The organism is Pseudomonas sp. GW821-FHT05D12 (assembly GCF_059419825.1).
The window spans coordinates 145952-172777 of the sequence record NZ_JBWKSN010000013.1 but is presented as its reverse complement, the minus strand read 5'-3'; the positions used below and the strand labels follow the sequence as shown (position 1 = coordinate 172777).

23 protein-coding genes are annotated in these 26826 nt (G+C 61.3%); 9 read left to right on the top strand and 14 right to left on the bottom strand.

Features of this window, described 5'->3' with window-relative positions:
* Positions 1-69: 69 nt before the first annotated feature.
* Both AC07SI_RS23600 and lepB read right to left on the bottom strand, forming a co-directional pair.
* On the bottom strand, positions 70-528 hold the full coding sequence (locus AC07SI_RS23600) for an HIT family protein (RefSeq protein WP_065901211.1): 459 nt from the start codon (positions 526-528) through the stop codon (positions 70-72).
* Positions 529-578: 50 nt separating this feature from the next.
* Positions 579-1247: a signal peptidase I gene (gene lepB, locus AC07SI_RS23595; RefSeq protein WP_065901009.1), complete on the bottom strand. Its 669-nt coding sequence runs from the start codon at positions 1245-1247 to the stop codon at positions 579-581.
* A 112-nt stretch (positions 1248-1359) separates the two neighbouring features.
* Here lepB and AC07SI_RS23590 point away from each other — a divergent pair, with 112 nt between their 5' ends.
* Positions 1360-1923, top strand: coding sequence for a dihydrofolate reductase family protein (locus AC07SI_RS23590; protein WP_495006610.1), 564 nt, complete (start codon positions 1360-1362; stop codon positions 1921-1923).
* A gap of 24 nt (positions 1924-1947) precedes the next feature.
* Positions 1948-2454, top strand: a complete 507-nt coding sequence (locus AC07SI_RS23585; protein ID WP_495006609.1) for a dihydrofolate reductase — start codon at positions 1948-1950, stop codon at positions 2452-2454.
* 460 nt (positions 2455-2914) lie between these two features.
* Here the strand turns inward: AC07SI_RS23585 and cysS are convergent, their stop codons facing one another.
* Positions 2915-4303, bottom strand: coding sequence for a cysteine--tRNA ligase (gene cysS, locus AC07SI_RS23580; RefSeq protein WP_065901022.1), 1389 nt, complete (start codon positions 4301-4303; stop codon positions 2915-2917).
* A gap of 15 nt (positions 4304-4318) precedes the next feature.
* The gene (locus AC07SI_RS23575; protein ID WP_495006608.1) at positions 4319-6019 is read right to left on the bottom strand and encodes a glutamine--tRNA ligase/YqeY domain fusion protein; all 1701 of its coding nucleotides are present in this window, start codon (positions 6017-6019) and stop codon (positions 4319-4321) included.
* A gap of 248 nt (positions 6020-6267) precedes the next feature.
* Between AC07SI_RS23575 and AC07SI_RS23570 the strand changes: the two genes are divergently transcribed.
* Positions 6268-6771 (top strand): peptidylprolyl isomerase, encoded by a 504-nt coding sequence (locus tag AC07SI_RS23570; protein ID WP_003211783.1) that lies wholly within the window; start codon positions 6268-6270, stop codon positions 6769-6771.
* Positions 6768-7517: a UDP-2,3-diacylglucosamine diphosphatase gene (lpxH, locus tag AC07SI_RS23565; protein ID WP_106803389.1), complete on the top strand. Its 750-nt coding sequence runs from the start codon at positions 6768-6770 to the stop codon at positions 7515-7517. Before AC07SI_RS23570 ends, lpxH begins: the two co-directional genes overlap by 4 nt.
* A 198-nt stretch (positions 7518-7715) precedes the next feature.
* Here the strand turns inward: lpxH and AC07SI_RS23560 are convergent, their stop codons facing one another.
* The 8 genes from AC07SI_RS23560 to AC07SI_RS23525 form a co-directional block, all read right to left on the bottom strand.
* Positions 7716-8093, bottom strand: coding sequence for a hypothetical protein (locus AC07SI_RS23560; RefSeq protein ID WP_495006607.1), 378 nt, complete (start codon positions 8091-8093; stop codon positions 7716-7718).
* Positions 8094-8449: 356 nt separating this feature from the next.
* Complete coding sequence (locus AC07SI_RS23555) at positions 8450-9979, bottom strand: DHA2 family efflux MFS transporter permease subunit (protein WP_065901037.1); 1530 nt, start codon at positions 9977-9979, stop codon at positions 8450-8452.
* Positions 9979-11199, bottom strand: a complete 1221-nt coding sequence (locus tag AC07SI_RS23550; protein WP_065901042.1) for an HlyD family secretion protein — start codon at positions 11197-11199, stop codon at positions 9979-9981. Before AC07SI_RS23550 ends, AC07SI_RS23555 begins: the two co-directional genes overlap by 1 nt.
* Before the next feature lie 15 nt (positions 11200-11214).
* Entirely contained in the window at positions 11215-12666 is a 1452-nt protein-coding gene (locus tag AC07SI_RS23545) for an efflux transporter outer membrane subunit (RefSeq protein ID WP_495006606.1), read from the bottom strand.
* Positions 12663-13136 carry a MarR family winged helix-turn-helix transcriptional regulator gene (locus AC07SI_RS23540; RefSeq protein ID WP_065901046.1) on the bottom strand — a complete coding sequence of 158 codons (474 nt, stop codon included), beginning with the start codon at positions 13134-13136 and terminating at the stop codon, positions 12663-12665. Before AC07SI_RS23540 ends, AC07SI_RS23545 begins: the two co-directional genes overlap by 4 nt.
* Before the next feature lie 214 nt (positions 13137-13350).
* Positions 13351-17022: a translocation/assembly module TamB domain-containing protein gene (locus AC07SI_RS23535; RefSeq protein WP_495006605.1), complete on the bottom strand. Its 3672-nt coding sequence runs from the start codon at positions 17020-17022 to the stop codon at positions 13351-13353.
* On the bottom strand, positions 17022-18749 hold the full coding sequence (locus AC07SI_RS23530; RefSeq protein WP_065901050.1) for an autotransporter assembly complex protein TamA: 1728 nt from the start codon (positions 18747-18749) through the stop codon (positions 17022-17024). Before AC07SI_RS23530 ends, AC07SI_RS23535 begins: the two co-directional genes overlap by 1 nt.
* 64 nt (positions 18750-18813) lie before the next feature.
* Entirely contained in the window at positions 18814-19464 is a 651-nt protein-coding gene (locus AC07SI_RS23525; RefSeq protein ID WP_065901053.1) for a GNAT family N-acetyltransferase, read from the bottom strand.
* Between the two features lie 169 nt (positions 19465-19633).
* Here AC07SI_RS23525 and xthA point away from each other — a divergent pair, with 169 nt between their 5' ends.
* Positions 19634-20446, top strand: a complete 813-nt coding sequence (xthA, locus tag AC07SI_RS23520) for an exodeoxyribonuclease III (RefSeq protein WP_495006604.1) — start codon at positions 19634-19636, stop codon at positions 20444-20446.
* A 114-nt stretch (positions 20447-20560) separates the two neighbouring features.
* Entirely contained in the window at positions 20561-21892 is a 1332-nt protein-coding gene (locus AC07SI_RS23515) for a substrate-binding domain-containing protein (RefSeq protein WP_495006603.1), read from the top strand.
* Here AC07SI_RS23515 and AC07SI_RS23510 read toward each other — a convergent pair.
* Together AC07SI_RS23510 and AC07SI_RS23505 are read right to left on the bottom strand one after the other, a co-directional pair.
* Positions 21858-22658, bottom strand: a complete 801-nt coding sequence (locus AC07SI_RS23510) for a hypothetical protein (protein WP_495006602.1) — start codon at positions 22656-22658, stop codon at positions 21858-21860. The genes AC07SI_RS23515 and AC07SI_RS23510 overlap by 35 nt on opposite strands.
* 299 nt (positions 22659-22957) lie before the next feature.
* Complete coding sequence (locus AC07SI_RS23505; protein WP_029298342.1) at positions 22958-24187, bottom strand: acyl-CoA dehydrogenase; 1230 nt, start codon at positions 24185-24187, stop codon at positions 22958-22960.
* A gap of 151 nt (positions 24188-24338) precedes the next feature.
* On the opposite strand from AC07SI_RS23505, the gene AC07SI_RS23500 reads away from it, so the two are divergent.
* The 3 genes from AC07SI_RS23500 (at position 24339) to AC07SI_RS23490 (ending at position 26718) form a co-directional block, all read left to right on the top strand.
* The gene (locus AC07SI_RS23500; protein ID WP_017136514.1) at positions 24339-25274 is read left to right on the top strand and encodes a LysR family transcriptional regulator; all 936 of its coding nucleotides are present in this window, start codon (positions 24339-24341) and stop codon (positions 25272-25274) included.
* Between the two features lie 135 nt (positions 25275-25409).
* A complete protein-coding gene (locus AC07SI_RS23495) occupies positions 25410-25802 on the top strand; it encodes a MerR family transcriptional regulator (RefSeq protein ID WP_106803382.1) in 393 nt (130 codons plus the stop codon).
* 16 nt (positions 25803-25818) lie between these two features.
* Positions 25819-26718 (top strand): hydroxymethylglutaryl-CoA lyase, encoded by a 900-nt coding sequence (locus AC07SI_RS23490; protein ID WP_495006601.1) that lies wholly within the window; start codon positions 25819-25821, stop codon positions 26716-26718.
* Positions 26719-26826: the final 108 nt, after the last annotated feature.

Sequence of the window (26826 nt, the reverse complement as noted above, 5' to 3'; positions counted from 1 at the left end):
TTCAGTCAGCACATCAGCGACTGACCCACCGCATTCGCGAGCAAGCCCGCTCCCACATTTGGTTTTGCATCAGACAAATGATCTGATGTGCGCCGCCAACTCCGCTAGCTCGGCATCATCCGCCCGCACAAAATCGTGGGACGAGATATAGCCCTCATAGGCTTCGAAGAACTTCTCCACCTTGGAGCTGATGGGCTTGAAGGTACTGTCCCCGCCCGTCCCATGCATGGGAAACAGCTTCGCATGCAAATGATCCACTCCATACCCTTCCAGCATCATCCCCGTACGGGCCACATCGGGAAACGCGCGGTCGATCTGTTGCGCAGTCTTCTTCGCGGCGATAGCAAGCCCGGCCAACACCTCATCCGACTGCGCAAACGCATAGCTGCCGTAGTGCTGCTTGGGGATTACCACGCTGAAACCCGGTGTGTTGGGAAAGATCGAAAGAAACGCCATATGCTGGTCGTCTTCCCACAGAATGTGTGCTGGGGAGGTCTTTTGAACAATGCTGCAGAAAATACACGTCATTTGAATCTCCATCAGTGGCTCTTGCTGCCCTTCAGATAGCACAGATTCCGTTACAAGATCGACGCGCCAAACCTGCGAAACCGTGGCATCCAATCATCGAGAATCTGCGCCGACGCCAGCACGTGATGCGCCCGCCCGATCAATAGCCGACGTGGCACAAAGCCGATGTATCGCGAGTCATCGCTGTTATCGCGGTTATCCCCCAGCATGAAATAGCTGTCGGCCGGCACCACCACTGGCGCGAAATTGCGCATCGCCCGCACCGTCGGCATGAACTGCACAGTACGCTGGCGGTTGGCGGCCAATTCGTTCAGCTTGATCCCAGGTACCGTATGACCTGGGACAATTGGCTCGCTGATGTCCTGCGCATCACTGTAGGTGGCTGGCGTACCGTTGACCCACAGCACTTCATCGCGCATTTCCAGGGTGTCACCGGGAACGCCGACAATCCGCTTGATCAGGCGCATGCCATCCTTGGGTGACGAAAACGTCACCACATCGCCGCGCTGGGGGTTATCGAGGTGGGCCAGGGAAATGTCCGTGAGCGGGACCTTGAGGTCATACGCGACGCGATTGACCAGCACCACATCGCCTTCCAGCAAGGTCGGGCGCATGGAGCCGGAGGGAATCGGATTCCAGTCGGCCAGGGAGGTACGGAAAACGCCGAAGCATATCCAGAAAATGATTGCGTAACGGTAACGGATCAACCAACTTCGCATACATCCTCGCGCGACAGAAAAGGGCATCAGGATTGTTTCTCAGACGCCCGGTTGTGGCACGCGAGGATTAAATGAGTATTAGCGTCAAAGCGCACTAAAAGGAGTTTTCGCCATGAATATCCGCTGTTCCGTTTTTATCGCAACCAGCATCGACGGTTTTATTGCCCGTCCAGACGGTGATATCGAATGGTTGCACCGACCGGAATACGAAACCGCCGAGCTGAACGGCGTGACCTATGAACGCTTCATCGCCACGGTCGATGCACTGGTAATGGGTCGCAAGACCCTGGAGAAAGTCTCGTCCTTCCCGGATTGGCCCTACGAGGGCACCCCCGTCATTGCCCTCTCCCATCAGCCTCTGCAGATCCCTGCGCACCTGGAGGGCAAGGTCGAGTTGATGGCAGGAGACGTCACCTCACTCGTGGCAACGTTAGCCGAACGCGGTATGAAGCACCTCTATATCGACGGTGGCCAGACGATCCAGGCGTTTCTTGAAGCGGGCTTGGTCAATGAGCTGATCATTACGCGTATCCCGGTTTTGCTGGGGCAAGGCATTCCACTGTTCAGCCAGGTTGGCAGTGAGCAGGAGCTGCAGCATGTTGGCACCTACGTGTCGGACAATGGTTTTGTGCAAAGTCGGTATCAAGTAATGTCAGGCGCTCACGCCGCGCAATAATGGATTTCCCTGAAGAAACAGACCATGAACCCATCCCTCGCATTGGTCGCAGGCATAGGCAGCCGTAATCGCTCCATCGGCAAAGCCGGCGGGCTGTTGCGAATGGTGCCGGATGATCTGCGCCGATTCGCTGCCAAGACTATTGGCAAGCCGGTCATCATGGGCCGAAAAACCTTCGAGTCGGTCATTGCCCTCAGCGGTAGGCCATTGGCCGATCGGCCCAACATCGTGCTGTCCAGAAACCCTGACTATGTGCACGAGCACGCGATCGCCTGCCAATCCCTGGCAGCGGCACTAGAACGCGCAGCCCTCTACACCCCCGAGGAAATTCATATCGGTGGCGGGCCAGAGCTTTATGACCAAGCGATACACCTTGTGGACAGGCTGTACCTGACCCTGTTCGACGATGATCACGAGGGTGAAGCCAGGTTTCCGCGTTTTGAGGATGAGTTCGTTGAGGTCTGCCGCCATGGCGTCCGACAGCACGAGGGCCTTGAGTACGAATGGGTGGACTACGTCAGGCGTAGATAACGACGGCATGAAGCGGCCACGCTAAAAACTGTAGGGGCTGGCTTGCCAGCTCCCACATTTGGATTGGGGACATCTGCGGATCGGCCGCGTGTCTGCCAACAATCCATTGACTAGACCCTTCTGAAAAACCATAGCCGTCCGTTGAAGGCTATCGCGTGTTTATCGTACCCAGACGCTGCCGGTCAACGCAGCGGAGGACCTGGCGTCAGCTCAAGCGCTGGCAAGCATTTGGCTTTTCACAGATAAATCTGAAACCGAAGAATTCGCGAATTGGACACGGTAAAAATGTGGGAGCGGGCTTGCTCGCGAAGGCGGTGTGTCAGCCACTGCAGCTGTGACTGACACACCGCCTTCGCGAGCAAGCCCGCTCCCACAATGGAACGAGTGAGCCGTTAAACCGGTATGCAAAAAAAAAAACGCCCCGAACCAGTCGGGGCGTTTTTTGTTCAGCGTTTACCAATCAAGCCTGATCAGCCAACCGCCACGTCGTCCCGCCCTTGCCGTCTTCCAACACCACACCCATCGCGGTCAGTTGGTCGCGGATACGGTCGGATTCCGCCCAGTCCTTATTGGTACGGGCGGTCAAGCGCGCCTGGATCAACGCATCGACTTCAGCCGCATCCACACGCCCTTCGGCGCCGGCTTGCAGGAAGTCATCGGCTTCCATCTGCAACACGCCGAGCACGCTGGCCAGCTCTTTCAAGCGCGCCGCCAGGCCCGCCGCTGCGTCGAGATCGCTCTCGCGCAGGCGGTTGATCTCGCGCACCATCTCGAACAGTACCGCGCAGGCTTCGGGTGTGCCGAAGTCGTCGTTCATGACTTCGGTGAAGCGCGCCACGAAACCTTCGCCGCCGGCCGGGGCCACGGCGGGCAGGCCTTTCAACGCGTGGTAGAAACGCTCCAGGGCGCCCTTGGCGTCCTTGAGGTTGTCTTCCGAGTAGTTGATGGCGCTGCGGTAGTGGCTCGACACCAGCAGGTAACGCACGACTTCTGGGTGGTACTTTGCCAGCACGTCGCGAATGGTGAAGAAGTTGTTCAAGGACTTGGACATCTTCTCGCCATTGATGCGGATCATGCCGCAGTGCATCCAGGCGTTGGCGTAGGTCTTGCCGGTGGCGGCTTCGCTCTGGGCGATTTCGTTTTCATGGTGCGGGAACTCGAGGTCGCTGCCGCCGCCGTGGATGTCGAAGGTCTCGCCCAGGCAGCAGGTGGACATCACCGAGCATTCGATGTGCCAGCCCGGACGCCCGGCGCCCCAGGGCGACTCCCAGCTCGGCTCGCCGGGCTTGGTGGCTTTCCACAGCACGAAGTCGAGCGGATCCTGCTTGGCTTCGTCGACTTCGATGCGTGCGCCGATGCGCAGGTCTTCGATTTTCTTGCGCGACAGCTTGCCGTAGCCCATGAACTTGGCGACGCGGTAATACACGTCACCATTGCCCGGGGCGTAGGCGTAACCCTTGTCGATCAGGGTCTGGATCATCGCGTGCATGCCAGGGATGTGGTCGGTGGCACGCGGTTCCATGTCCGGCTTGAGGATGTTGAGGCGGGCCTCGTCCTCGTGCATCGCGGCGATCATGCGCTCGGTCAGCGCGTCGAACGACTCGCCGTTTTCGTTGGCGCGATTGATGATCTTGTCGTCGATGTCGGTGATGTTGCGCACATAGGTCAGGTCATAACCGCTGAAGCGCAACCAGCGCGTCACCAGGTCGAAGGCAACCATGCTGCGGCCGTGGCCGATGTGGCAGTAGTCGTACACGGTCATGCCGCACACGTACATGCGCACCTTGTTGCCATCCAGCGGCTTGAAGACTTCTTTGGTCTTGCTGAGTGTGTTGTAGATCGTTAGCACGACAATTCCCTTAAATCACTGGCCCCACGAATCACGCAAGGTCACGGTACGGTTGAATACCGGAGCGCCTGGTTTCGAGTCCTTGATATCCGCGCAGAAGTAACCTTCGCGCTCGAACTGGAAACGGTCTTCCGGCTGTGCGTCGCCAAGCGATGGTTCGGCACGACAACCAGTGAGTACTTGCAGGGAGTCAGGGTTGATGTTGTCCAGGAAGCTGGCGCTGTCCTCGGCCTTTTCAGGGTTCGGCGAGCGGAACAGACGATCGTACAGGCGCACTTCGCACTCGATGCTGGCAGCGGCCGGCACCCAGTGGATCACGCCCTTGACCTTGCGGCCTTCAGGGTTCTTGCCCAGGGTGTCCGGGTCGTACGAGCAACGCAGTTCGACGATGTTGCCATCGGCGTCCTTGATCGCTTCGTCAGCGCGGATCACGTAGCTGCCGCGCAGGCGCACTTCGCCATTCGGCTCCAGGCGCTTGTAGCCTTTTGGCGGCTCTTCCATGAAGTCATCGCGGTCGATGTAGATCTCACGCGCGAACGGCAGTCTGCGCACACCGAGTTCTTCTTTCTGCGGGTGACGCGGCAGTTCGAGGTGGTCGACCTTGTCTTCCGGGTAGTTGGTGATCACGACTTTCAACGGACGCAGCACGCACATGGCGCGTGGGGCGTTGGCGTCGAGGTCCTGACGGATGCTGAACTCGAGCATGCCGTAGTCGACCACACCGTCGGAGCGGTTGGTGCCGACCATCTCGCAGAAATTGCGGATCGATGCCGGGGTGTAGCCGCGACGGCGGAAACCCGACAGCGTCGACATGCGTGGGTCGTCCCAGCCGTGCACGTGCTTCTCATCGACCAGTTGCTTGAGCTTGCGCTTGCTGGTGATGGTGTAGTTCAGGTTCAGGCGGCTGAACTCGTACTGGCGCGGGTGCGCCGGCACCGGCAGGCTGTCGAGGAACCACTCGTACAGCGGGCGATGGCTTTCGAACTCGAGGGTGCAGATCGAGTGGGTGATGCCTTCGATGGCGTCCGACTGACCGTGGGTGAAGTCGTAGTTCGGGTAGATGCACCACTTGTCACCGGTCTGGTGGTGATGAGCGTGGCGAATGCGGTACATGATCGGGTCGCGCAGGTTCATGTTCGGCGAGGCCATGTCGATCTTGGCGCGCAGTACGCGGGCGCCGTCCGGGAACTCACCGGCGCGCATGCGGGCGAACCAGTCGAGGTTCTCTTCCACCGAACGGTCGCGGAACGGGCTGTTCTTGCCCGGCTCGGTCAGCGTGCCACGGTATTCCTTGGCTTGCTCCGGGGTCAGGTCGTCAACGTAGGCCTTGCCGGCCTTGATCAGCTCGACGGCCCAGTCGAACAGCTGGTCGAAATACTTCGAGGCGTAGCGCACTTCACCGGACCATTCGAAGCCCAGCCACTTGATGTCGCTTTCGATGGCGTCGATGTATTCCTGGTCTTCCTTGGCCGGGTTGGTGTCGTCGAAACGCAGGTGCGTGACGCCACCGAACTCCTGGGCCAGGCCGAAGTTCACACAGATCGACTTGGCGTGACCGATGTGCAGGTAGCCGTTGGGCTCTGGCGGGAAGCGGGTGACGATCTGCGTGTGCTTGCCCGAATCCAGGTCCGCCTGGATGATCGGGCGCAGGAAATTGACCGGGACGGCAGGTCCGGCCTTGGAATTCGAGGTAGGGTCGACAGTGGGCTTGCTCATAGGATCCTTGAACAGACAGGTTCGTGGCCGGTTGGGGCCAAGTAAAACAAAGGGCTTATCATAGCCGAAGCGGTCAAGCCGCTGACAGAGCGTGGCCAAAAACTGCTGCATTTAATGCATGGGCGGTAAAAAACCACCTCGAAATTCCTGCCGGGCACGCTAAACTGCGCGCCTTGGCCGCGATTTCGCCAACCTGGTAAGGCGCGCAGGCGTCCAAACCCACGAATTCCCTGAAAAGAGTAGTGAACATGACTCAAGTCAAACTGACCACCAACCACGGTGACATCGTCATCGAGCTGAACGCCGAGAAAGCGCCGATCACCGTCGCCAACTTCATCGAATACGTTAAGGCCGGCCACTACGAAAACACTGTTTTCCACCGTGTCATCGGCAACTTCATGGTCCAGGGCGGCGGTTTCGAGCCTGGCATGAAGGAAAAGAAAGACAAGCGTCCAAGCATCCAGAACGAAGCGGACAACGGCCTTTCCAACGACAAGTACACCGTCGCCATGGCCCGTACCATGGAGCCGCATTCGGCCTCCGCGCAGTTCTTCATCAACGTCGCCGACAACACTTTCCTGAACCACAGTGGCAAGAACGTGCAGGGCTGGGGCTACGCAGTGTTCGGTAAAGTCACCGAAGGCCAGGACGTCGTCGACAAGATCAAAGGCGTGCAGACCACCGGTAAAGCCGGTCACCAGGACGTTCCGGTAGAAGACGTGATCGTCGAGAAAGCCGAGATCGTTGAGTGATATTGCTGATTTCAGATTTGCATCTGGAAGAGGAGCGCCCGGACATCACCCGGGCGTTTCTGGATCTGCTCCACAACCGCGCCCGTGGCGCCCAGGCGTTGTACATTCTGGGGGACTTCTTCGAAGCCTGGATTGGCGACGATGGGATGACGCCCTTCCAGCGCTCGATTTGCGCAGCCCTGCGCGAGCTGAGCGACAGCGGCACCCCGATTTTCATCATGCATGGCAACCGCGATTTCCTCATCGGCAAGGGGTTCTGCAAAGCTGCAGGCGCCACCTTGCTCAAGGACCCGAGTGTCGTGCAGCTCCATGGCGAGCCTGTGCTGTTGATGCACGGCGACAGCCTCTGTACCCGCGACCTTGGCTATATGAAGCTGCGGCGCATCCTGCGTAACCCGATAGTGCTGTTTATCCTGCGCCACCTGCCGCTGCGCACCCGCCACAAGCTGGCGCGCAAGCTGCGCAGTGAAAGCCGCGCGCAAACGCGCATGAAGACCAACGACATCGTCGACGTCACCCCCGAGGAAGTGCCCAGGGTGATGCAGCAGTTCGGCGTGCGCACCCTGGTCCACGGCCACACGCACCGCCCGGCCATCCATAAGTTGCAGATTGGAGACCAGGCGGCCAAGCGCATCGTGCTGGGGGACTGGGACAAGCAAGGCTGGGCCTTGCAGGTGGATGAGCAAGGGTTTCAGCTGGCGGCGTTTGACTTTGTGAACCCGCAACTGGCGTTGCCCGGTGCTTGATTCCCAAACACCACGCATCCCCTGTGAACAGCGACCTCAATGTGGGAGCTGGCTTGCCGGCGAAGGCGGTGTGTCAGTCGATTCATTTATCGACTGATCCGGCGCCTTCGCGAGCAAGCCCGCTCCCACATTGTTGACCACGTGCTGTCTCAGCTTGAGGTTGTGAACCCGCAATTGGCGTTGCCCGGTGCCTGACTCTCAAACACCGCGCATCCCTTGTGAACAGAGATCCAAATGTGGGAGCTGGCTTGCCTGCGAAGGCGGTGTGTCAGTCGATTTATTTATCGACTGATCCGGCGCCTTCGCGAGCAAGCCCGCTCCCACCTTGTTGACCGCGTGCTGTCTCAGGTTGAGGTTGTGAACCCGCAGTGGGTATGGCCTGGCGCCTGATTCCCAAACACCGCGCATCCCTTGTGAACAGAGATCCAAATGTGGGAGCTGGCTTGCCGGCGATGGCGGTGTGTCAGTCAATTCATTTATCGACTGATCCTGCGCCTTCGCGAGCAAGCCCGCTCCCACCTTGTTGACCGCGTGCTGTCTCAGCTTGAGGTTGTGAAGCCGCAATTGGCGTTGCATGGCGTCTGATTCCCAAACACCACGCATCCCTTGTGAACAGAGATCCAAATGTGGGAGCTGGCTTGCCTGCGAAGGCGGTGTGTCAGTCGATTCATTTATCGACTGATCCGGCGCCTTCGCGAGCAAGCCCGCTCCCACCTTTGTTGACCGCGTGCTGTCTCAGCTTGAGGTTGTGAACCCGCAATTGGCATTGCCTGGCGCCTGATTCCCAAACACCACGCATCCCTTGTGAACAGAGATCCAAATGTGGGAGCTGGCTTGCCTGCGAAGGCGGTCTGTCAGTCAATAGATTTATCGACTGAACCACCGCCATCGCCAGCAAGCCGGGTCCTACAAGGCTCGGGATGATCCGGGTATCAGTGCCCGGAGGCTTCCGGCCCGGCCTTCGCGCCGAACGGCGGCTTGGCCAGCCATACCAGCAACATCAAGCCCATGAACATCCACCCCAGCAACGTGAAGTAGTCCACGGTGGACATCATGTACGCCTGGCTGGTGAGGATCTGGTCCAGCTGCGCATAAGCCTTGTGCCCTGCCCCACCGAGCGCTTGCAGCGCGTCGCGGGTGGCCGAGTCGTAGGTGGTCATGTTTTCGCTCATGTACGCATGGTGCTGGTCCGCGCGGCGAATCCAGATCCAGGTGGTCAGCGAGGCCGCGAAGCTGCCGCCCAGGGTCCGCAGGAAGGTCGCCAGGCCGGCGCCGTCGGCAATTTGCTGGGGCGGCAAATCGGACATCAGGATGCTCAGGGTCGGCATGAAGAACAGCGCCACGCCAATGCCCATGAACAGCTGCACCAGGGCGATGTGGGTGAAGTCCACTTCGTTGGTGAAGCCGGCACGCATGAAGCAACTCAGGCCAATCGCCAGGAACGCCAGGCCTGCCAGCAGGCGCAGGTCGAATTTGTGCGCGTACTTACCGACAAACGGCGACATCAGCACCGGCAGGATGCCGATCGGCGCCACCGCCAGGCCGGCCCAGGTCGCGGTATAGCCCATCTGCGTTTGCAGCCACTGCGGCAGGATCAGGTTGATGCCGAAGAAGCCCGCATACCCCAGGATCAACACGATGGTGCCGATGCGGAAGTTCCGGTAGGCGAACAGCCGCAGGTTGACCACCGGGTGTTTGTCGGTGAGTTCCCAGATGATGAACACCGCCAGGGCAATCACCGAAATCGCCGCACCGATGATGATGAAGTTGGACTCGAACCAGTCCAGGTCGTTGCCCTTGTCGAGGATGATCTGCAAGGCGCCGACCCCGACGATCAGGCTCAACAGCCCCACATAGTCCATCGGCTGGTAACTGGTGACCACCGGGCGTTTCTTCAGCTGCGAACGCACCACCATCACCGCGAAGATCCCGATGGGCACGTTGATGAAGAAGATCCACGGCCAACTGTAGCTGTCAGTGATCCAGCCGCCGAGGATCGGCCCGGCAATCGGCGCCACCACCGTGACCATCGCCAGCAACGCCAGGGCCATGCCGCGCCTCGCCGGCGGGTAGACCGCGATCAGCAGCGTCTGGGTCATCGGGTACAACGGCCCGGCAACCAGGCCTTGCACGACCCGAAAGGCGATCAGCTCGGGCATCGAGGTGGAAATACCGCACAGGAACGACGCCAGTACAAACAGCAGGGTCGCCCACAGGAACAACTTCACCTCGCCAAAGCGCCGGCTCAACCAGCCGGTCAGCGGCAAGGCAATCGCGTTGCTCACCGCAAACGAGGTGATCACCCAGGTGCCCTGCTCCGAACTCACGCCGAGGTTGCCGGAAATGGTCGGCAACGCCACGTTGGCGATGGTGGTGTCGAGCACCTGCATAAAGGTCGCCAGCGACAGGCCAATAGTGGCCATCAACAGGCTGGGTGGCGTGAAGGAGGCGTTATTGCTCATCAGCGTTGCGCAGCCTTGGGTGCGGCGCTGCTGTTGTCATGGATCAACTGCGTGATCATGGCGTCAGCCTCGGCCAGTTGGCGGTCATACACGTTGGTGGTGAACGAAGCCTTTTGCGGCGCCTGCTGCGCCAGTACCGGGCCGCTCTGGTCGTGCAGGTCGACATTGACCACGGTACTCAAGCCCACTCGCAGTGGGTGCTTGGCCAGCTCATCGGCGTTGATGTGGATACGCACGGGTACACGCTGCACGATCTTGATCCAGTTACCGGTGGCGTTCTGCGCCGGCAGCAGGGCAAACGCGCTGCCGGTACCGGCGCCCAGGCTGTCCACGGTGCCGCTGAATTTCACGTCACTGCCGTAGATATCCGACTCGATATCCACCGGCTGGCCGATGCGCATGTCGCGCAGTTGGGTTTCCTTGAAGTTGGCGTCGATCCACAGCTGGTCCAGCGGAATCACCGCCATCAGCGCAGTGCCCGGCTGGACGCGTTGGCCCAGTTGCACGGTGCGCTTGGCCACGTAGCCGGTGACCGGCGCGATCAAGGTGCTGCGCGCATTGGTCAGGTAGGCCTGGCGCAGTTGCGCGGCGGCGGCCTGGACGTCCGGGTGCGACGAAATCACGGTGTCGTCCACCAGCGCGCTGGTGGTCTTGAATTGCTGCTGCACGTTGGCCAGGGCGTTTTGCGCCGAGGTCAGGTCGTCACGGGCGTGGGAGAGTTCTTCCTGGGAGATCGCACCGCCCGCGGCGAGGTTCTTACGACGGTTGTAGTTGTCCTGGGCCTTCTGCACATTGGCTTGCTGCGCCAGCACCTGGGCTTTCATCCCGTCGACATTGCTGTACAAACCCCGCACCTGGCGCACGGTGCGGGCCAGGTTGGCCTGGGCACTTTGCAGGCCGACGGCGGCATCATTCGGGTCGAAGTTGACCAGCACCTGGCCTTCGTGGACCAGGTCGCCGTCGTCGGCGCCGATGCTGACCACGGTGCCGGTGACCAACGGGGTGATCTCGACCACGTTGCCGTTCACATAGGCGTCGTCGGTGCTTTCATTGAAGCGGCCGTAGAGCTCATACCAGCCCCACACGCCCAGCACGCCGAGGATGACGATCAGCGCGAGGCCGATCAGCATGATCTTGCGTTTACGCGGGTTGTTGTCCGTTTTGGGTTGTTCGGTGGCTTTGGGTTGTTCGCTTGCGTTGGTGTTTTCGGCAGTGGCCATGACAAATACCTCAAATTATTCCGTGCGTGTGGCTGGGGTGGTCGCTGCCACGTTGTTGGCGCTGTAGCCGCCACCCAGGGCCTGCATCAATTGAATCGACAGATCGATCTGCGCTGCATTCAGCGTCGCCAGCTGGCGCTGGGCCTGCAGCAACTGCTGCTCGATGCTCAGCACATCCAGGTAGTTGCCGATGCCGGAGCTGTAGCGCCGCACCCCGGTGTCGTAGGACTGCTGGGCAATGTCCGCGGCGTGTTGCTGGGCCTGGATCTGCCGACCGGTGTCACGCAGTTGCGACAGGGTGTTGCCGATATCGCCCAGGGCTTGCACCAGGGTCTTGTTGTACTGGGCCACCGCCAGGTCGTAGTCGGCGTCGCGGGCGTCGAGGTCGGCGCGCAGGCGGCCACCGTCGAAGATCGGCAGCGAGATCGTCGGCGCGATGCTGAAGAAGCGGCTGGCCGACCCGAACATCGCGTCACCCAGCAACGACTCGGCCCCGGCGCTCGCGCTCAGGTTGAGGTTGGGGTAGAAGTTGGCCTTGCCGGCGGCGATATTCTTGCTCGCCGCCTCCACGCGCCAACGCGCGGCGATCAGGTCCGGACGACGGCCGAGCAATTCGGCCGGCAATACCGACGGCACCGCCACGGCGCTGGGTTTCAGCACGTTGGGACGGGTCAACTCACCGCCACGGTCCGGGCCTTTGCCGAGCAGCACGGCGAGGGCGATCTTGGCGCTCTGCAGTTGCTTTTCCGCATCGATCAGTTGCGACTGGGAGCTGGCTTCCAGGCTTTCGGTCTGCTGGTACTGGTACTGGCTGTCGATGCCGGAGTTGAGCCGACGCTTGCCCAGGTCGAGCATTTGCCGGGTGCGCTTGAGGTCATCATTGGCCAGGTCACGCACGATATGCGCCTGGCCCAAATCGCTGTAGGCCTTGGCCACGTTGGCGGCGAGTGTCAGGCGTGCGGCCTGCTGGTCGACTTCGGCAGCACGTGCCTGGCCCAGCGCGGCTTCCCACGCGGCGCGCTGGCCACCCCAGAGGTCGAAGTTGTAATTGAAGCTGGCGCCGATATTACGCACGGTGGCGTAGGCATCGCCCTGCCCCAGCGGGTCCTGATCCTTGGCCAGGCGTGAGCGGCTCACACCGGCGCTGGCGTCGAGGGTCGGCATGCGAGCGGCATTCGCCGCATAGGCAGCGGCTTCGGCCTGATGGGCACGGGCGCTGGCCACTTGCATGTCGGGGCTGTTCTGCAGGGCTTCCTGGATCAGGCCGTCGAGCTGGGGGTCGCCCAGGCTTTTCCACCAGTCGGCGGTGGGCCAGGCAGCACTCGACAGCGTCACGCCGCTCAAGGACTTACCGGCCTGCAAGGTATTGGCGTCGAGGCGTTGGCCCTGGGTGTCGAGGCCGCTGAAGTTGGCGCAACCGGCCATGCTCATGGCCACCAGCACCAGGCTAAGGGCACGTGTGTTCATTCTTTACCTACCCGCTGCAGGGTGATGGGATCACCGGCAGCTATCAGAATTTTCTTGAGGATCTTTTCCAGGGTTTGCAACTCACCGGGCTCCAGGGCGCCGGCCAACTGATTCAGCGCATCGGCGCCGATGTGCGGCAGCATGTCCGCCAGGCGCTGGCCTTCGGTGGTCAGCACCAGCTGTACCTGGCGGCGGTCCAGCTCGGAACGCTTGCGCCCCAGCAGGCCCTTTTGCTCCAGGCGGTCGAGCATGCGTGTCATCGAGCCGCTGTCCAGGGACAGGTTGCGGCACAGCTCCGCCGGGGTGTCGACGCCGTACTGGGCCATGATGATCAGCACCTTGAACTGCGCGGCGGTGATGCCATGGGGTTCCATATGGGTGTCGATGATGCGGTCTTTGAGCAGTGCGGCGCGGCCCAGCAACAGGCCGAGATGGCAGTTGTGGAAGTTGTCAGGGGTGAAGTGTTTCATCGGAAGTCACCTTATTACTGCCTAGGCAGTGAATGTATGACGAGATGTTACTGCTTAGGCAGCGAATGTCAAATGGAATAATTAGCTTGCTTGCTAATTAGCTGACAGGCGGCAGAAAACCGCAACTGCAGGCGCAGGCTTGCCGGCGATGGCGGTGCATCAGTCAATGAAAGTATCGACTGATGAACCGCTAACGCCGGTAAAAAGAGGAAGGTCAGAAATCGCGCTTGTAGAAGATATCCAGGGAGCTGGCCACGCCGCTCGCCACTTCCAGGTACACCTTCTTGCTCAGCAGATAACGCAAGGCAATGGTGCTGGCCGGTTCGAACACCCCGACCCCGTAGCGCAGGCTGAGTTTCTCGGTGATCTTGCCGCTGGCCACCACCGCCGTGGTGGTGCCACTGCCCTGGGTGTCGAGGTCAAAATCCTGGATACCGAGTTTGTTGGCGATGTCCGAGGTCACCCCGGCACTGCCCATCAGCCCCAGGCCCAAGGCGGCTTGGGCAAGCATGTTGTTGTCTTCGCCGGTGCTGCTCAGCGGACGCCCCAGTACCAGGTAGGACAGCGCCTGCTCCTGGCTCATCGCCGGCTCCGAGAAGATCTGCGTGGTCGGCTGCTCGGCGCTGCCGCTGAGGCGGATACCGGCGACCACGTCGTCGGTCTTGCGGACCGCTTCGATGTCCAGGTAGGGCTGGTCGATCGGCCCGGCGAACAGCAGGCGTGCGCGACGCACATCGAGGCGCTGCCCGTAGGCGCGGTAGCGGCCGTCGTTGAGCCACAGCTCGCCACGGGTATCCATGTTGTCGCCGATGTGCACATGGCCCTGCACCTTGGCGGTCAGGCCGAAGCCGGCGAAGTTGAGCTTGTCCTCGCCCACCGCGACGTCGATATCCATGGCCATCGCCATTGGCGGCTTACCCTCCTCGGTCTGGCTGCCGACGATCACCGTGTCGTCCGAGACCTTGACCGTCGACGGCGGCAGCTCACGCACGGTGATGTCGCCGCGCGGGATCTGCACCTTGCCGGCAATCGCCAGTTTGTCGTTCTTCAGGCTGATCTTCAGGTCGGGCGCCACTTCCAGCACCGCATAAGGCTCCACCGTGACCGGCAGTTGCGAGCCTTGCAGGCTGAGGTCCACCACCAGCGCCTGGCCCCAGTCGATCTGGCCCTTGAGGCTGCCCTGCCCGGCCTTGCCACTGCGCCATGCGCCATTCAATTGCACACTCTCGCCGGCAATCAGCGCCTGCACGTTCAGGCCTTCAAGGCTGACCGGCAGTTGCGGCCCGGACACTTCACCGCCCACCAGGTTGACGTTGCCGTTGACCTGCGGTGCCAGCAATCCGCCGGAAATCCGCCCGCTGCCGTTGAGCTTGCCGGTGAGTTTTTCCACCATCGGCACAAACGGCCGCGCCACGGCGAGGTCGAGGCCAGTGAGGCTGAAGTTGCCGGTGATCGGCTTGTTTTTCGGCAGAGGATTGATCTGCGCCTGCAGCAACAGCTCGCCGAGCTGGCCGCCACGGAAGTTCAGCTGGGTGTCGATGCGCTTGGGGTTGAGGGTGGTTTCCAGCTTGAGGGTGTCATAGGGGAAATCCAGCCACTGGTCCTTGTCCTTGACGCGCATGGTGCCGCCGCTGGCATCCACCGAGATCACGCCTTTGGGCCCGCTGTCGGGCAGGTCGAGTTGTACGTCGGCATTCAGTTTGCCCTGCCACGCGAAGTCCTTGGGCAAAAACGCCGCCAGGCTGTCGATGGGGAACTGCTTGAGGTGGTAGCGCAGCTTCGGCTCGGGCATCAGGCGCTGGTCTTCACCGCACAGGCTGGCCGCGCCGGACACCCAGCAGTGCGCGGCAAATGTCAGCTTGCCGTCGGCCAGGCGTTCGATTTTTGCCGGGGCCTGCAGCTTCCAGTCCTGGCCCCCGGCTTGCACATCGCCACTGGCCAGGCGCCCGCGCCAGTTGCCTTTATCGAGGTTGCCATCCAGGGCCAGGGCCAGTTTGACCAACGGACCGGCCAGGTCCAATTGGACCTTCTGGCTGTTGATATCGCCTTGGGCACTGGCCGTAAGGGTGCCGACCTGGGTGTCGCCGGCCTGTATGCCGCTGCCCTTGAGGTCTATGCTGGCGCGCTGGGCGCTGTCCAGGTTGGCGTCCAGGCTCAGGCTTTGCAGGCGATTATCGGCGAATGCCAGTTGCTGGCCCTTGAGGTCGAGCTTGCCTTGCGGCGCCTGGAGGCTGCCGGCCACGTCGAGCCGGCCATTGACCTGCCCACGCAGCTGCGGCCACAGCTGGGCCAGGCGCGCCAGCTTGATATCGATCTGCCCGGCCAGGCGTTGCTGCAGGCTGCCGCTGCCGTTGATGCGGTTGTCGCCCAGGCGAATATCCAGGTTGGCCAGGGTCCATTGCTCGCCCGCGCCTTCGGCCTTGGCGGCCAGCACGGCGGTTTGCCCGCGCAGGCGGCCCTTGAGGTCGAGGTCGGCGTTGAGCTTGAGCTGTTCGTTCTTGAATTCACCTTGGCTGCGCAGCGGCCCGGCCAGGGTGCCGGGCAACTCGGCGACCCAGTACGCCGGGTTCAGCGCCGACAGGTCCAGCGCGGTGTCCCAGGCGATGCCGTCGGCAAACTGCAGGTTGAGGTGGCCTTCGGCCTTGCCTTGGCCGGCACTGAGTTTCAGCTCGGGCAGGAACACTTGCTTGAGGTCGCCGCTGAAGGGCGTGACCACCGTGAACTTGCCGGCCGGGCCGTCGAGGTCGGCCTTGAGATTGCCGAGGTAGTTGCCGTCCTTGTAGGAGACTTCACCGTTGAAGGTGCGCAATACCACCTGCGGCTCGTCGATCAGCGGGTACAGGCGATGCCACGGGAAGTCCAGCCAATCGATCCTGGCCTCGGCGCTGAAGCCTTGTTGCCAGTCCAGCTGCGCCGTCAGTTTCAGGCTCTGGCGGTCACCGGCATTCAGGTCGAGGCCGGCGATCTGCGCGCCCTTGGCGTCGACCTTGCCTTGCAACAGCAGGTCCACCGGGCCCTTTTCCGCCGGCAGCACGGCCTTGCCCAGCAGCTGGTAGCCGCTGCTCAAGTCGCCCTTGGCGCTGAGGTCGAGTTGATTGAGTTGCAGGGTGTCGGGCAAATCGGCGCTCGGCTTGAAGCCGTCCGCGGTGATGTGCAACTGCGCGGGCAGGTTTTCCGCCAGGGGCTGCAGCTCGCCGCGCAGTTTGGCCGGCAGGTAACCGCTGCTGTCGGCGTCGAGCTTGAGGGTCTTGAGCAAATCGCCCTCGACCTTGAGCGCCACTTTCCACGGCGCACCGCCGGGGGCGTAAGGCAGGCTCAGGTCACCGCTGGCGGTCAACGGCCAGTCGCCGCTGGGTTGCAGCAGGCCGGCAAGGTCCAGCACCAGGTCGTCGCGTTGCAGGTGCACCGAGTCGATCTGCATCCCGGCGGCGGTCCAGTGCGCTGCCAGCTGCAGGCCCTTGAGTTCCTCGCTGCCATTGAACAGCAGGCTGCCGACGCGAACGTCGCCCAATTGAATGGAAACGGGCAATTTCAGATCCGGCAATTGAATCGGGCCGCTGCTCTCTTCGGTGCTCGGCGCAAACTGCAGGCTGACTTGGTCCACGTCCAGGCGATTGATGCACACGGTCATGCGCAACAGGCACGCCGGCGACCAATCCAACGTCGGCGCCTTGAGCTCGACGCGACTGCCGTCTTGCGCCCACAGCAGATGGTCGGCGCTCCACTGGCCGCCCAAATGCCCTTGGAAATTCTCCACGCTCAACCCCGGCACACGCCCCAAGGCCCAGCGACTGCCGGCCTGGGTGCCGAGGATTGCCCACAGTGCCAGCAACAGCACGGCGAGGATTGCCAGTGTGGCCAGCCCCGCTATTTTCACACCACGCATCACAGCTCAGGCCCCATGGAAAAGTGCAAACGAACGCCGCCCGGGTCTTCCAGGGCATGGGCCAGGTCCAGGCGGATCGGCCCCACCGGCGAGACCCAGCGAATGCCGACACCGACGCCGGTCTTGAGGCTGGGCAGCTCCAGGGAATTGAACGAGTTGCCCTGGTCGATAAAGGTTGCGATCCGCCATTTCTCGGCGATGGAGTATTGGTACTCGGCGCTCAGGGCCACCATGTAGCGGCCGCCGATACGGTCGCCGCGGTCGTTCTCAGGCGAGAGCGTCTGATACTCGTAACCACGCACGCTCTGGTCGCCGCCGGCGAAGAAACGCAGCGACGGCGGTACCGACTTGTAGCCATTGGTCGCGCTGCCGCCGACCTGTGCCCGGGCCAGGAACCGGTGGTTGTCCCACAGGGTGGTCAAACCCTTGACCATGGCCGTGCCGTAAAGCAGGTTGGTGTCGGAGCCCAGGCCCTCCTTCGCAACCTTGGTGTCGAACTGCAGGCGATAGCCGTTGTGCGGGTCGATGCGGTTATCGCTGCGCAGGTAGGAATAGCTGATGCCGGGCATGACCAGGTTGCTGAGGCCGGAGTCATTTCCCAACCGATATTCTTCGCGCTGGTATTTGAGCGAGATCACGCGGGTCCAGCCGCTGGGCAACTTGCTGTGCCATTCAGGGCCGAGGGTGAGCAATTTACTCAAGGTGTCGGTATTGGCGATCTCTTCATTCTGGTAACCGCCGGCGAAGCGCAATTTATCAGTGAGCGGCGGGTCCAGCGGAATGTCGTACCACAGGCCGACGTTCTGGCGTGGCGCCGACAGTTCGGCCTCCCAGCCATAGCTGTGGCCCTGGGGGTTGACCCAGTGACGGGTCCAGTTGGCCTTGCCGCGCGGGCCGACGTCGGTGGAGAAACCCAGGCCCAGGCCCATGGTGCGCGGCTTGCGGGTTTGCAGGTTGACGGCCACCGGGATCACGTCTTTGCTCGAGGCCGCCGGGGCGGCATCCACGCGCACGCCTTCGAAAAAGCCGCTGGCCTGCAGGTTCTGGTTGAGTTCGGCGATCAGTTCGGAATCGTAGGGGTCACCGCTTTTGAACGGCACCATGCGTTGCAGCAGGTCTTCGTCAAACGGCGTATCGCCGGCAAAGCTGACCTTGCCCAGGGTGTAGCGCGGGCCACTGTCATAGATGAGTTCGATATCGGCGACGCCGGCCTGCGGGTCAACCGAGAGTGTCTGGCGAGTAAAGCGCCCGCTGAAAAAGCCGTAGCGCGACGCCTGGTTCTGGATCAGGCGTTTGGCGTCTTCGTAATGGCCGTGGTTGAGCACGGCGCCGGATTTGAGGTCGTCACTGGCGGGCACGCGAAACGTCTTGAGGTTCGCGGCAGGACCGTCGACCCGAATGGTCACGTTGCGCAAATGCACCGGCTCGCCGGGGTCGATGGTGAGGATCAGGCGCGGGTTCTTGCCGCCCTTCACATCACTCTCGATCAGTGGCTGATAGAAACCCAGTGCCTGCGCGGCTTTGCGCGCCTGCTCCTCGGCGCCACGGCTGAACCGCAGCAAGGCCTCTTCATCACGATCGCCCACCCCGCCGATATAGCCTTCGATGTTGGCTTTCAACGCGTCGTTTGATGGCTTGATCCGCACGTCCAATTCGCTTTGCGCGAATGCGCCGCAGCTGGTGAACAGCAGAACCAAGCCGCTGGTAAATCTTCCTGGAAACTTCATAGGCGCGGATGCTACACGAGCAAGGGAGACTCTTTGAACTCAGAATTGTCTGAATAATTCTGTCTTAAGCCGTTGCAGCATGTAACACCTGCGGATTGGGGTGGAAAAAAACGTGCTCAAGGACAGGTCCTATAGCGACTTCGCCGATTTCCTCGTAGCCCTGACGCTTGTAGAACTCCAGATAGCGAGAATTCCCCGTATCCAGCACCACACCGGACGAATGCGGGTCTTCGGCGCACCAATTGTGTACGGCTTCCAGCAGTTGCTCGCCGTAATGCTTGCCCTGGAATTGCGGATGAATGCCCAGCAGCGGCAGCACATGCACCGATTCGCTGGGCAGGCAGGCCAACACCGCCTGATGGTATTCGAGGTAGCGACGGGTGCCGCGCACACCGGTGCTCAACCACATGCGCAGCTGCCAGGCCCAGCTTTCGGTGATCCCCAGGCGCCGTTGCGGGGGGGCGATCAACGCGATGCCGATCAGGCGGTCGTTGATGAACAGGCCAATCGCCGGCAGTTTCTGGAAAAAGTGCTGCTTGACCAGCTCGCGCACGGTGGCACGGACCCGTTGTTCATAGCCTGGGCGCTCGGCCTCAAAGATGTAGGCGAACGTCGGCTCATGCCGATAGGCCTGGTACAGCAGGGAGCGGGCCTCGCGGGAATAGCCGCTGTTGAGCAGGCGAATATCGGCAATGGCAGTCGAGGTTTCAGGCATACAGTCAATCTCCCTGGGCGCCACTCAAAAGGTGGCGTTCTTATGGGTACGAACCTACGCAGCATCAGTCGTTCCCAGACATTAGCAGTGCATCTGTCCTACCGCCACGCTGGCCCCCGTCCGACTTGTCCGCTAGCATCGCCCTTTTGCCAGGACTGGACTGCCGACCATGAAAATCGTCTCCTTCAATATCAACGGGCTGCGCGCCCGCCCTCATCAGCTGGCGGCGCTGATTGAAAAACACCAGCCCGACGTGATCGGCCTGCAGGAAACCAAGGTCCACGACGACCAGTTCCCCCTCGCCGAAGTGCAGGCCCTGGGCTATCACGTGTACTACCACGGGCAAAAAGGTCACTACGGCGTGGCGCTGCTGTCGCGCAAAGAAGCCCTGAGCGTGCACAAAGGTTTTGCCAGCGATGAAGAAGACGCCCAGCGCCGCTTTATCTGGGGCACCTTCGCCGACGAGAACGGCCAGCCGGTCACCATCATGAACGGCTATTTTCCCCAGGGCGAAAGCCGTGACCACCCCACCAAGTTCCCGGCCAAGCAGCGCTTCTACGCAGACTTGCAGCAACTGCTGGAAAGCCAGTTCAGCAATGACCAGGCACTGGTGGTGATGGGTGATGTGAATATTTCCCCGGAAGATTGCGACATCGGCATCGGCGCCGACAACGCCAAACGCTGGCTGAAAACCGGCAAGTGCAGCTTCCTGCCGGAAGAGCGCGAGTGGATGGCACGCCTTAAGAACTGGGGCCTGGTGGACAGCTTCCGCCACCTCAACCCGGACGTGGCCGACCGTTTCAGCTGGTTCGACTACCGCAGCCGCGGGTTTGAAGACGAGCCCAAGCGCGGGCTGCGCATCGACGTGATCCTTGCGTCCAATGGCCTGGTGCCACGGGTCAAGGATGTCGGCGTGGATTACGAATTGCGCGGGCTGGAAAAACCGTCGGACCATGCGCCGATCTGGCTTGAACTGAGCTGACCACACGCTCCACTGTAGGAGCCGGCTTGCCGGCTCCTACAGGTGCTCGTCACATGAATGCAATCTTGCTGACTTAATCTCGCCGCACCCCCTTTGGCTTGAGAAGGTGCCGGCATGATGCTGCGCGTTCTGTTAGTGCTGACCCTTTTTCCTCTCTTCGCTGTCGCTGCTTCCCTCCCCGTTCCCGAGCAAGGCCCCGCCTTGCGCATCCAGGGCTCCAACACCATCGGTGCGGCGCTCGGCCCCGCGCTGGTCAAGGGCTTGATGGAACATCAAGGCTTGCAGGGCGTGCACAGCGAACCTGGCGATGGCGCCAATGAACAGCGGGTCATCGGCAAGACGCGCCAGGGCAAGACCGTGACCATCGAAGTCGCGGCCCACGGCTCCAGCACCGGGTTTGCCGCACTGAAAAAAGCCGGCGCCGACCTTGCAGCATCGTCGCGTCCGATCAAGGACAGCGAGCTGGTGGACCTCGAACCCCTGGGCGACCTGAAAAGCCCCGGCGCCGAGCAGGTGATCGCCATCGACGGCCTGGCCATCATCCTCAACCCGCAAAACCCACTGAACACGTTGAACACCGAACAACTGGCGCAGATCTTCAACGGCGAAGCCAGCACCTGGGAGGCCCTCGGTGGCATCGGCGGGCCCATTCACGTGTACGCGCGCGATGATCAATCCGGCACTTACGACACGTTCAAGGAGCTGGTGCTGAATCGGCGCAGCAAGCCTCTCGTCGCGTCAGCCAAGCGTTTCGAGTCCAGCGAAGCGCTGTCCGATGCGGTCAGCCAGGATCCCCAGGGCATCGGTTTCATCGGCCTGCCCTACGTGCGCCAGGCCAAGGCGGTGGCGATTGTCGACGGCGATTCGCAACCGATGCTGGCGCTCAATAGCCTGATCGCTACCGAGGATTACCCGCTGTCGCGCCGCTTGTTCTTTTACCTGCCACCGTCCGGGCACAATCCCTGGGCCAAGGCGCTGGTGGACTTCACCCAGACCAGCAAGGGCCAGGCGATCGTCGCGGCCAACGGGTTTATCGCACAGCAGGTGCAGGCGATCGCGGTGCAGCCACGTCCATCGATGCCCGAGGATTATCAGGCCATCGCCCGTGAGGCCCAGCGGCTGACAGTGAATTTTCGTTTCGAGGAAGGCAGCGCAAGCCTCGACAACAAGGCGCGCCAGGATCTGCAGCGCGTGGTGACGTACTTGAAAAGCCATGAAAAGCTGGATAAACAAGTGACGCTGGTGGGCTTCGGCGACGCCAAGAACGACCCGCAGCGCGCCGCGCTGCTGTCGAAGTTGCGCGCGATGGCGGTGCGCCGTGAGCTGGTCAAGAGCGGCGTGGTACTGCGCGATATCCGGGGGTTCGGCGCGCAGATGCCGGTGGCGGCGAATACGGCGGACGAGGGACGGATCAAGAATCGGCGGGTGGAGGTGTGGGTGTATTGAAGCCAGAGGCAACCCTATGATTCGGCCGCGCTCGGTTCAAAGCACATGCCAAGTAAGCCAGCGTATCCGCGTTGCTTAATGCGGCCTCTCTTCTGCGTGCCGGTTCTAGCTGAAGCCGGCGCATTCGCACATAGGCTTTAGAGTCTGCCGAGCTCATTCCATAATAGGCTGAGCATGTGGGTGCCTTGTTAGTCGCCTTACCCTCGACAATCGCCCTGGCCTCTTTGTCAATTTCAGTGGGTGCCGTCGCCTGAGCCTGACGCAGCAACAGTGGGTTCAACTGCTTGCTCTTGGACATAGAGGCCCACATGTAATCCGCTTCAGATTTTATGTAGTAATGGTCTGAGGTTTTAGCATAAGCATGGGAAACTTCATGGAGTATCAAGCTCGCGGTTACTTCAGTGTCTCGATCAAGTACCGACTGAATATTCAGGTATAAATTGGTTTTTTCTTTAGGTTCCAGTACACACCCGTTATAGGAAATATTCGGTTTATCCTCACCCCCCACAGCCACTATCTTCTGCGGATTATTGGCGTAGAACTCAAGTCCCCGCTCCATTTCCAGAAATTTTCTGCGTAGCGTGTCGACGGTGGACTCAGCGCTACATCCCAGATAACCCTCGATGGTTTCACGATACGAGGCAGACTCCGTCAAGGCTTGCAGCGCGTTACCAAGGATTTCATTTGCCCGGTGAAACCCCTGACGCAAATTGTCAGCCATCAAGGGAGCGGATTTTTCTATGCTCGCAAAACCGCGATAGGTCACGTGACTGTGATAACCCGCCCTGTATTCCAAAAGATGATCATGCAGCTTTCTTCTCAGGGTTGCTTTTTGCCGGTAAGCGCCTGGGGGATTGTTTTGCGGTCCATATCCATCGCAAATGACATCCGTAGTCCGCCCCCTCCCATCACCTGAATCAGCGATGGAGGGTCGGACGACAGAATGGGAGGTTGGGGATACTCTCAGCATTGAGTTTTCTCTAAAAAGTCTTCATCGAAAACTAGATCAATGCTGCCACCAGCGGCTGTAAGCTTTGTCTTTAACCCTCAACAGCCCGTGTGCTTTTACTGCCCGCTGCGCATCAACTCTTTAGGCACATATTTGCCGATCTCGAACTTGCCGATCGCTGCGCGGTGCACTTCGTCCGGGCCGTCGGCCAGGCGCAGGGTGCGTTGCATGGCGTACATGTAGGCCAGCGGGAAGTCGTTGGACACACCAGCGCCGCCGTGGATCTGGATCGCCCGGTCGATCACCTTCAAGGCGACGTTCGGGGCCACCACCTTGATCTGGGCAATTTCGCTTTTCGCCACTTTATTGCCCACGGTGTCCATCATGTAGGCGGCCTTCAAGGTCAGCAGGCGCGCCATGTCGATTTCCATGCGCGAGTCGGCGATCTTGTCGATATTGCCGCCCAGGCGCGCCAACGGCTTGCCGAACGCGGTGCGGCTGACGGAGCGTTTGCACATCAATTCCAGTGCGCGCTCGGCCATGCCGATTGAGCGCATGCAGTGGTGGATACGGCCCGGGCCAAGGCGTCCCTGGGCGATCTCGAAGCCACGGCCTTCACCGAGCAGCACGTTCTCATACGGCACACGCACGTTGTCAAACAGTACTTCGGCATGGCCGTGGGGGGCGTCGTCGTAACCGAACACCGGCAGTGGCCGGACGATTTTCACGCCGGGGGCGTCCACCGGCACCAGGATCATCGAGTGTTGCTGGTGGCGCGGCGCATCCGGGTTGCTCAGGCCCATGAAGATCAGAATCTTGCAGCGCGGGTCGCAGGCGCCGGAGGTCCACCACTTTTTACCGTTGATCACCCACTCGTCGCCCTGGCGCTCGGCGCGGGCGGCCATGTTGGTGGCGTCCGAGGAGGCCACATCCGGCTCGGTCATGGCGAATGCCGAGCGAATCTCGCCGCGCAGCAGCGGTTCGAGCCAGCGTTGCTTCTGTTCTTCATTGGCGTAGCGAACCAGCACTTCCATGTTGCCGGTGTCGGGAGCGGAGCAGTTGAACGGCTCCGGGCCGAGCAGCGAGCGGCCCATGATTTCGGCCAGCGGCGCATATTCAAGGTTGGTCAGGCCGGCGCCCAGTTCGGATTCAGGCAGGAACAGGTTCCACAGGCCTTCGGCCTTAGCCTTGGCTTTCAGCTCTTCCATGATGGCGGTGGGCTGCCAGCGATCACCTTCGCTGACCTGGCGTTCGAACACCGGCTCGGCCGGGTAAACGTAAGCATCCATGAACGCAGTGACGCGTTCACGCAGTTCCTGAACCTTGGGCGAATAGGCGAAATCCATGAGCAGCTCCCTTCTCTGAGAGGTTGTTTAGGTCATGCAATCGATGCTAGAACAGCGCTGATAATTTACCTAGCCTATTCTCGGCGTGTATTAACATTCATCACCGATATATGATCGGCGTATGGACACCTAACAATAAGAGCGCAACGAAATGAATCTGAGCAAGGTCGACCTCAACCTGTTTATCGTCTTTGACGCGATCTACACCGAAGCCAACCTGACCCGCGCCGGGCAGATTGTCGGCATTACCCAGCCGGCGGTGTCCAACGCCCTGGCGCGTCTTCGGGAAACCTTCAACGACCCGCTGTTCGTGCGCACCGCACAAGGCATGGTGCCTACGCCGATGGCGCAGAACATCATCGGCCCGGTGCGCAATGCGCTGTCGTTGCTGCGGGTGTCGGTGCAGGAGAGCCGCATCTTCAACCCGCAGCAGGCGGCCAAGACCTATCGCATCAGCATGACCGACCTCACCGAGGCGGTGATTCTGCCCCTGCTGTTCCAGCGCCTGCGCCGCCTGGCGCCGACCGTGGTGATCGAGAGCTTCCTGTCCAAACGCCGCGAGACCACCAAGGAACTGGCGGCCGGGCGCCTGGATTTTGCCGTGGATGCGCCGCTCAATACCGACCCGCAAGTGCGCCACGTCAAGCTGATGGAGGACCGCTACGTGTGTGCCATGCGCAAGGGCCACCCGATGGCGGGCAAGGACAAATTCACCCTGGATGACTACCTGTCGCTGACCCACATTCATATCTCCAGCCGCCGCAACGGCCTGGGCCACGTCGACCTGGCCCTGGGCAAGATGGGCATCCAGCGCAAGATCGCCCTGCGCTCCCAGCATTACCTGATGGCCTCGCAGGTGCTGCAGCAGACCGACATGGTCATGACCGTGCCGGAGCGTTTCGCCCGTCGCCATGAACTGCACTGGTTCAACCTGCCGGTCAACGATGTGCCGCCGGTGGAAACCCACCTGTACTGGCACGAAAGCACCGACCAGGACCCGGCCAATCGCTGGATGCGCGAGCAGATGATCGAGCTGTGCCAGCAGGTGACCGCGCATGAGAAGAAGCTCGATGGCAAGCAGGCTTGAGCCCGGGTGAGCGGACTTGCCGTGGCGAGCAGGCTCGCCCTGCGTCGGGCCGCGAAGCAGCCCCCTGAGCAATGCGCCTTGACGTAAACGTCAACCTGACATTAGCTTAGCGCCAAGACCTTCTTGAGCGCCCCCATGAGCACCACCTACAGCATCTCCGACCTCGCCCGCGAGCTCGACATCACGACCCGCGCCATTCGCTTCTATGAAGAACAAGGCCTGCTGGCCCCGGAACGCCGGGGCCAGGAGCGCATCTACTCGGCGCGTGACAAGGTCAGCCTGAAGCTGATCCTGCGCGGCAAGCGCATTGGTTTTTCCCTGGCCGAGTGTCGCGAGCTGATCGAACTCTACGACCCCACCAGCGGCAACCATATCCAGCTCAACAGCATGCTCGCGAAGATCGCCGAGCGCCGTGAGCAACTGGAGCAACAGTTGCTGGATATCGAACAGATGAAACTGGAACTGGACACCGCCGAAGAGCGCTGCACCCAGGCCCTCGCCCAGACCATGAACCAGGCCGGTCATTAACCAGAAGGTAGCTGCCATGCCCCTCCCCTCACACGTACGCCTGGTGGAAGTCGGCCCGCGCGACGGTTTGCAGAACGAAGCCCAGCCCATCAGCGTGGCCGACAAGGTTCACCTGGTGGATGCCCTCAGCGCGGCGGGCTTGAGCTATATCGAAGTCGGCAGCTTTGTCTCGCCCAAGTGGGTGCCACAGATGGCCGGCTCTGCCGAAGTGTTCGCGCAGATCCAGCGCAAGCCCGGCGTGACCTACGGCGCACTGGCGCCGAACCTGCGCGGCTTTGAAGACGCGCTGGCGGCCGGGGCGAAGGAAGTCGCAGTGTTTGCCGCGGCGTCCGAGGCGTTTTCCCAGCGCAACATCAACTGCTCCATCAGTGAAAGCCTGGAACGCTTTGCGCCGCTGATGGCACAGGCCAGGCAGCACGGCATCAGCGTGCGTGGCTATGTGTCCTGTGTGCTGGGCTGCCCGTACGAGGGCGAGATCGCGCCGGAGCAAGTGGCGGCGGTCGCGCGCGAACTGTATGCGATGGGCTGCTATGAAGTGTCCCTGGGCGACACCATCGGCACCGGCACGGCAGGCGCCACTCGCAGATTGTTCGACGTGGTGGGCGCGCAGGTACCACGCGACAAGTTGGCCGGCCACTTCCATGACACCTATGGCCAGGCCATCGCCAATATCTACGCCAGCCTGCTCGAAGGTATCAATGTGTTCGACAGCTCTATCGCGGGCCTCGGCGGCTGCCCCTACGCCAAGGGCGCCAGCGGTAACGTCTCCACCGAAGACGTGCTCTACCTGCTCAATGGCCTGGGCATCGACACCGGTATCGATCTGGACGCATTGATGCGCGCGGGCCAGCACATCAGCCAGGTGTTGGGCCGGCCTACCGGCTCGCGGGTGGCCAAGGCACGTAACGCCAGTTGAGTAGCGCGGGCGTCACAATGTGTTACCGCACAGCTACACATCGAGTAACACGGGAACATATTTTGTCGCATTTGCCGTAGGCCGTTGCCTATACAAAATTTAACTCAT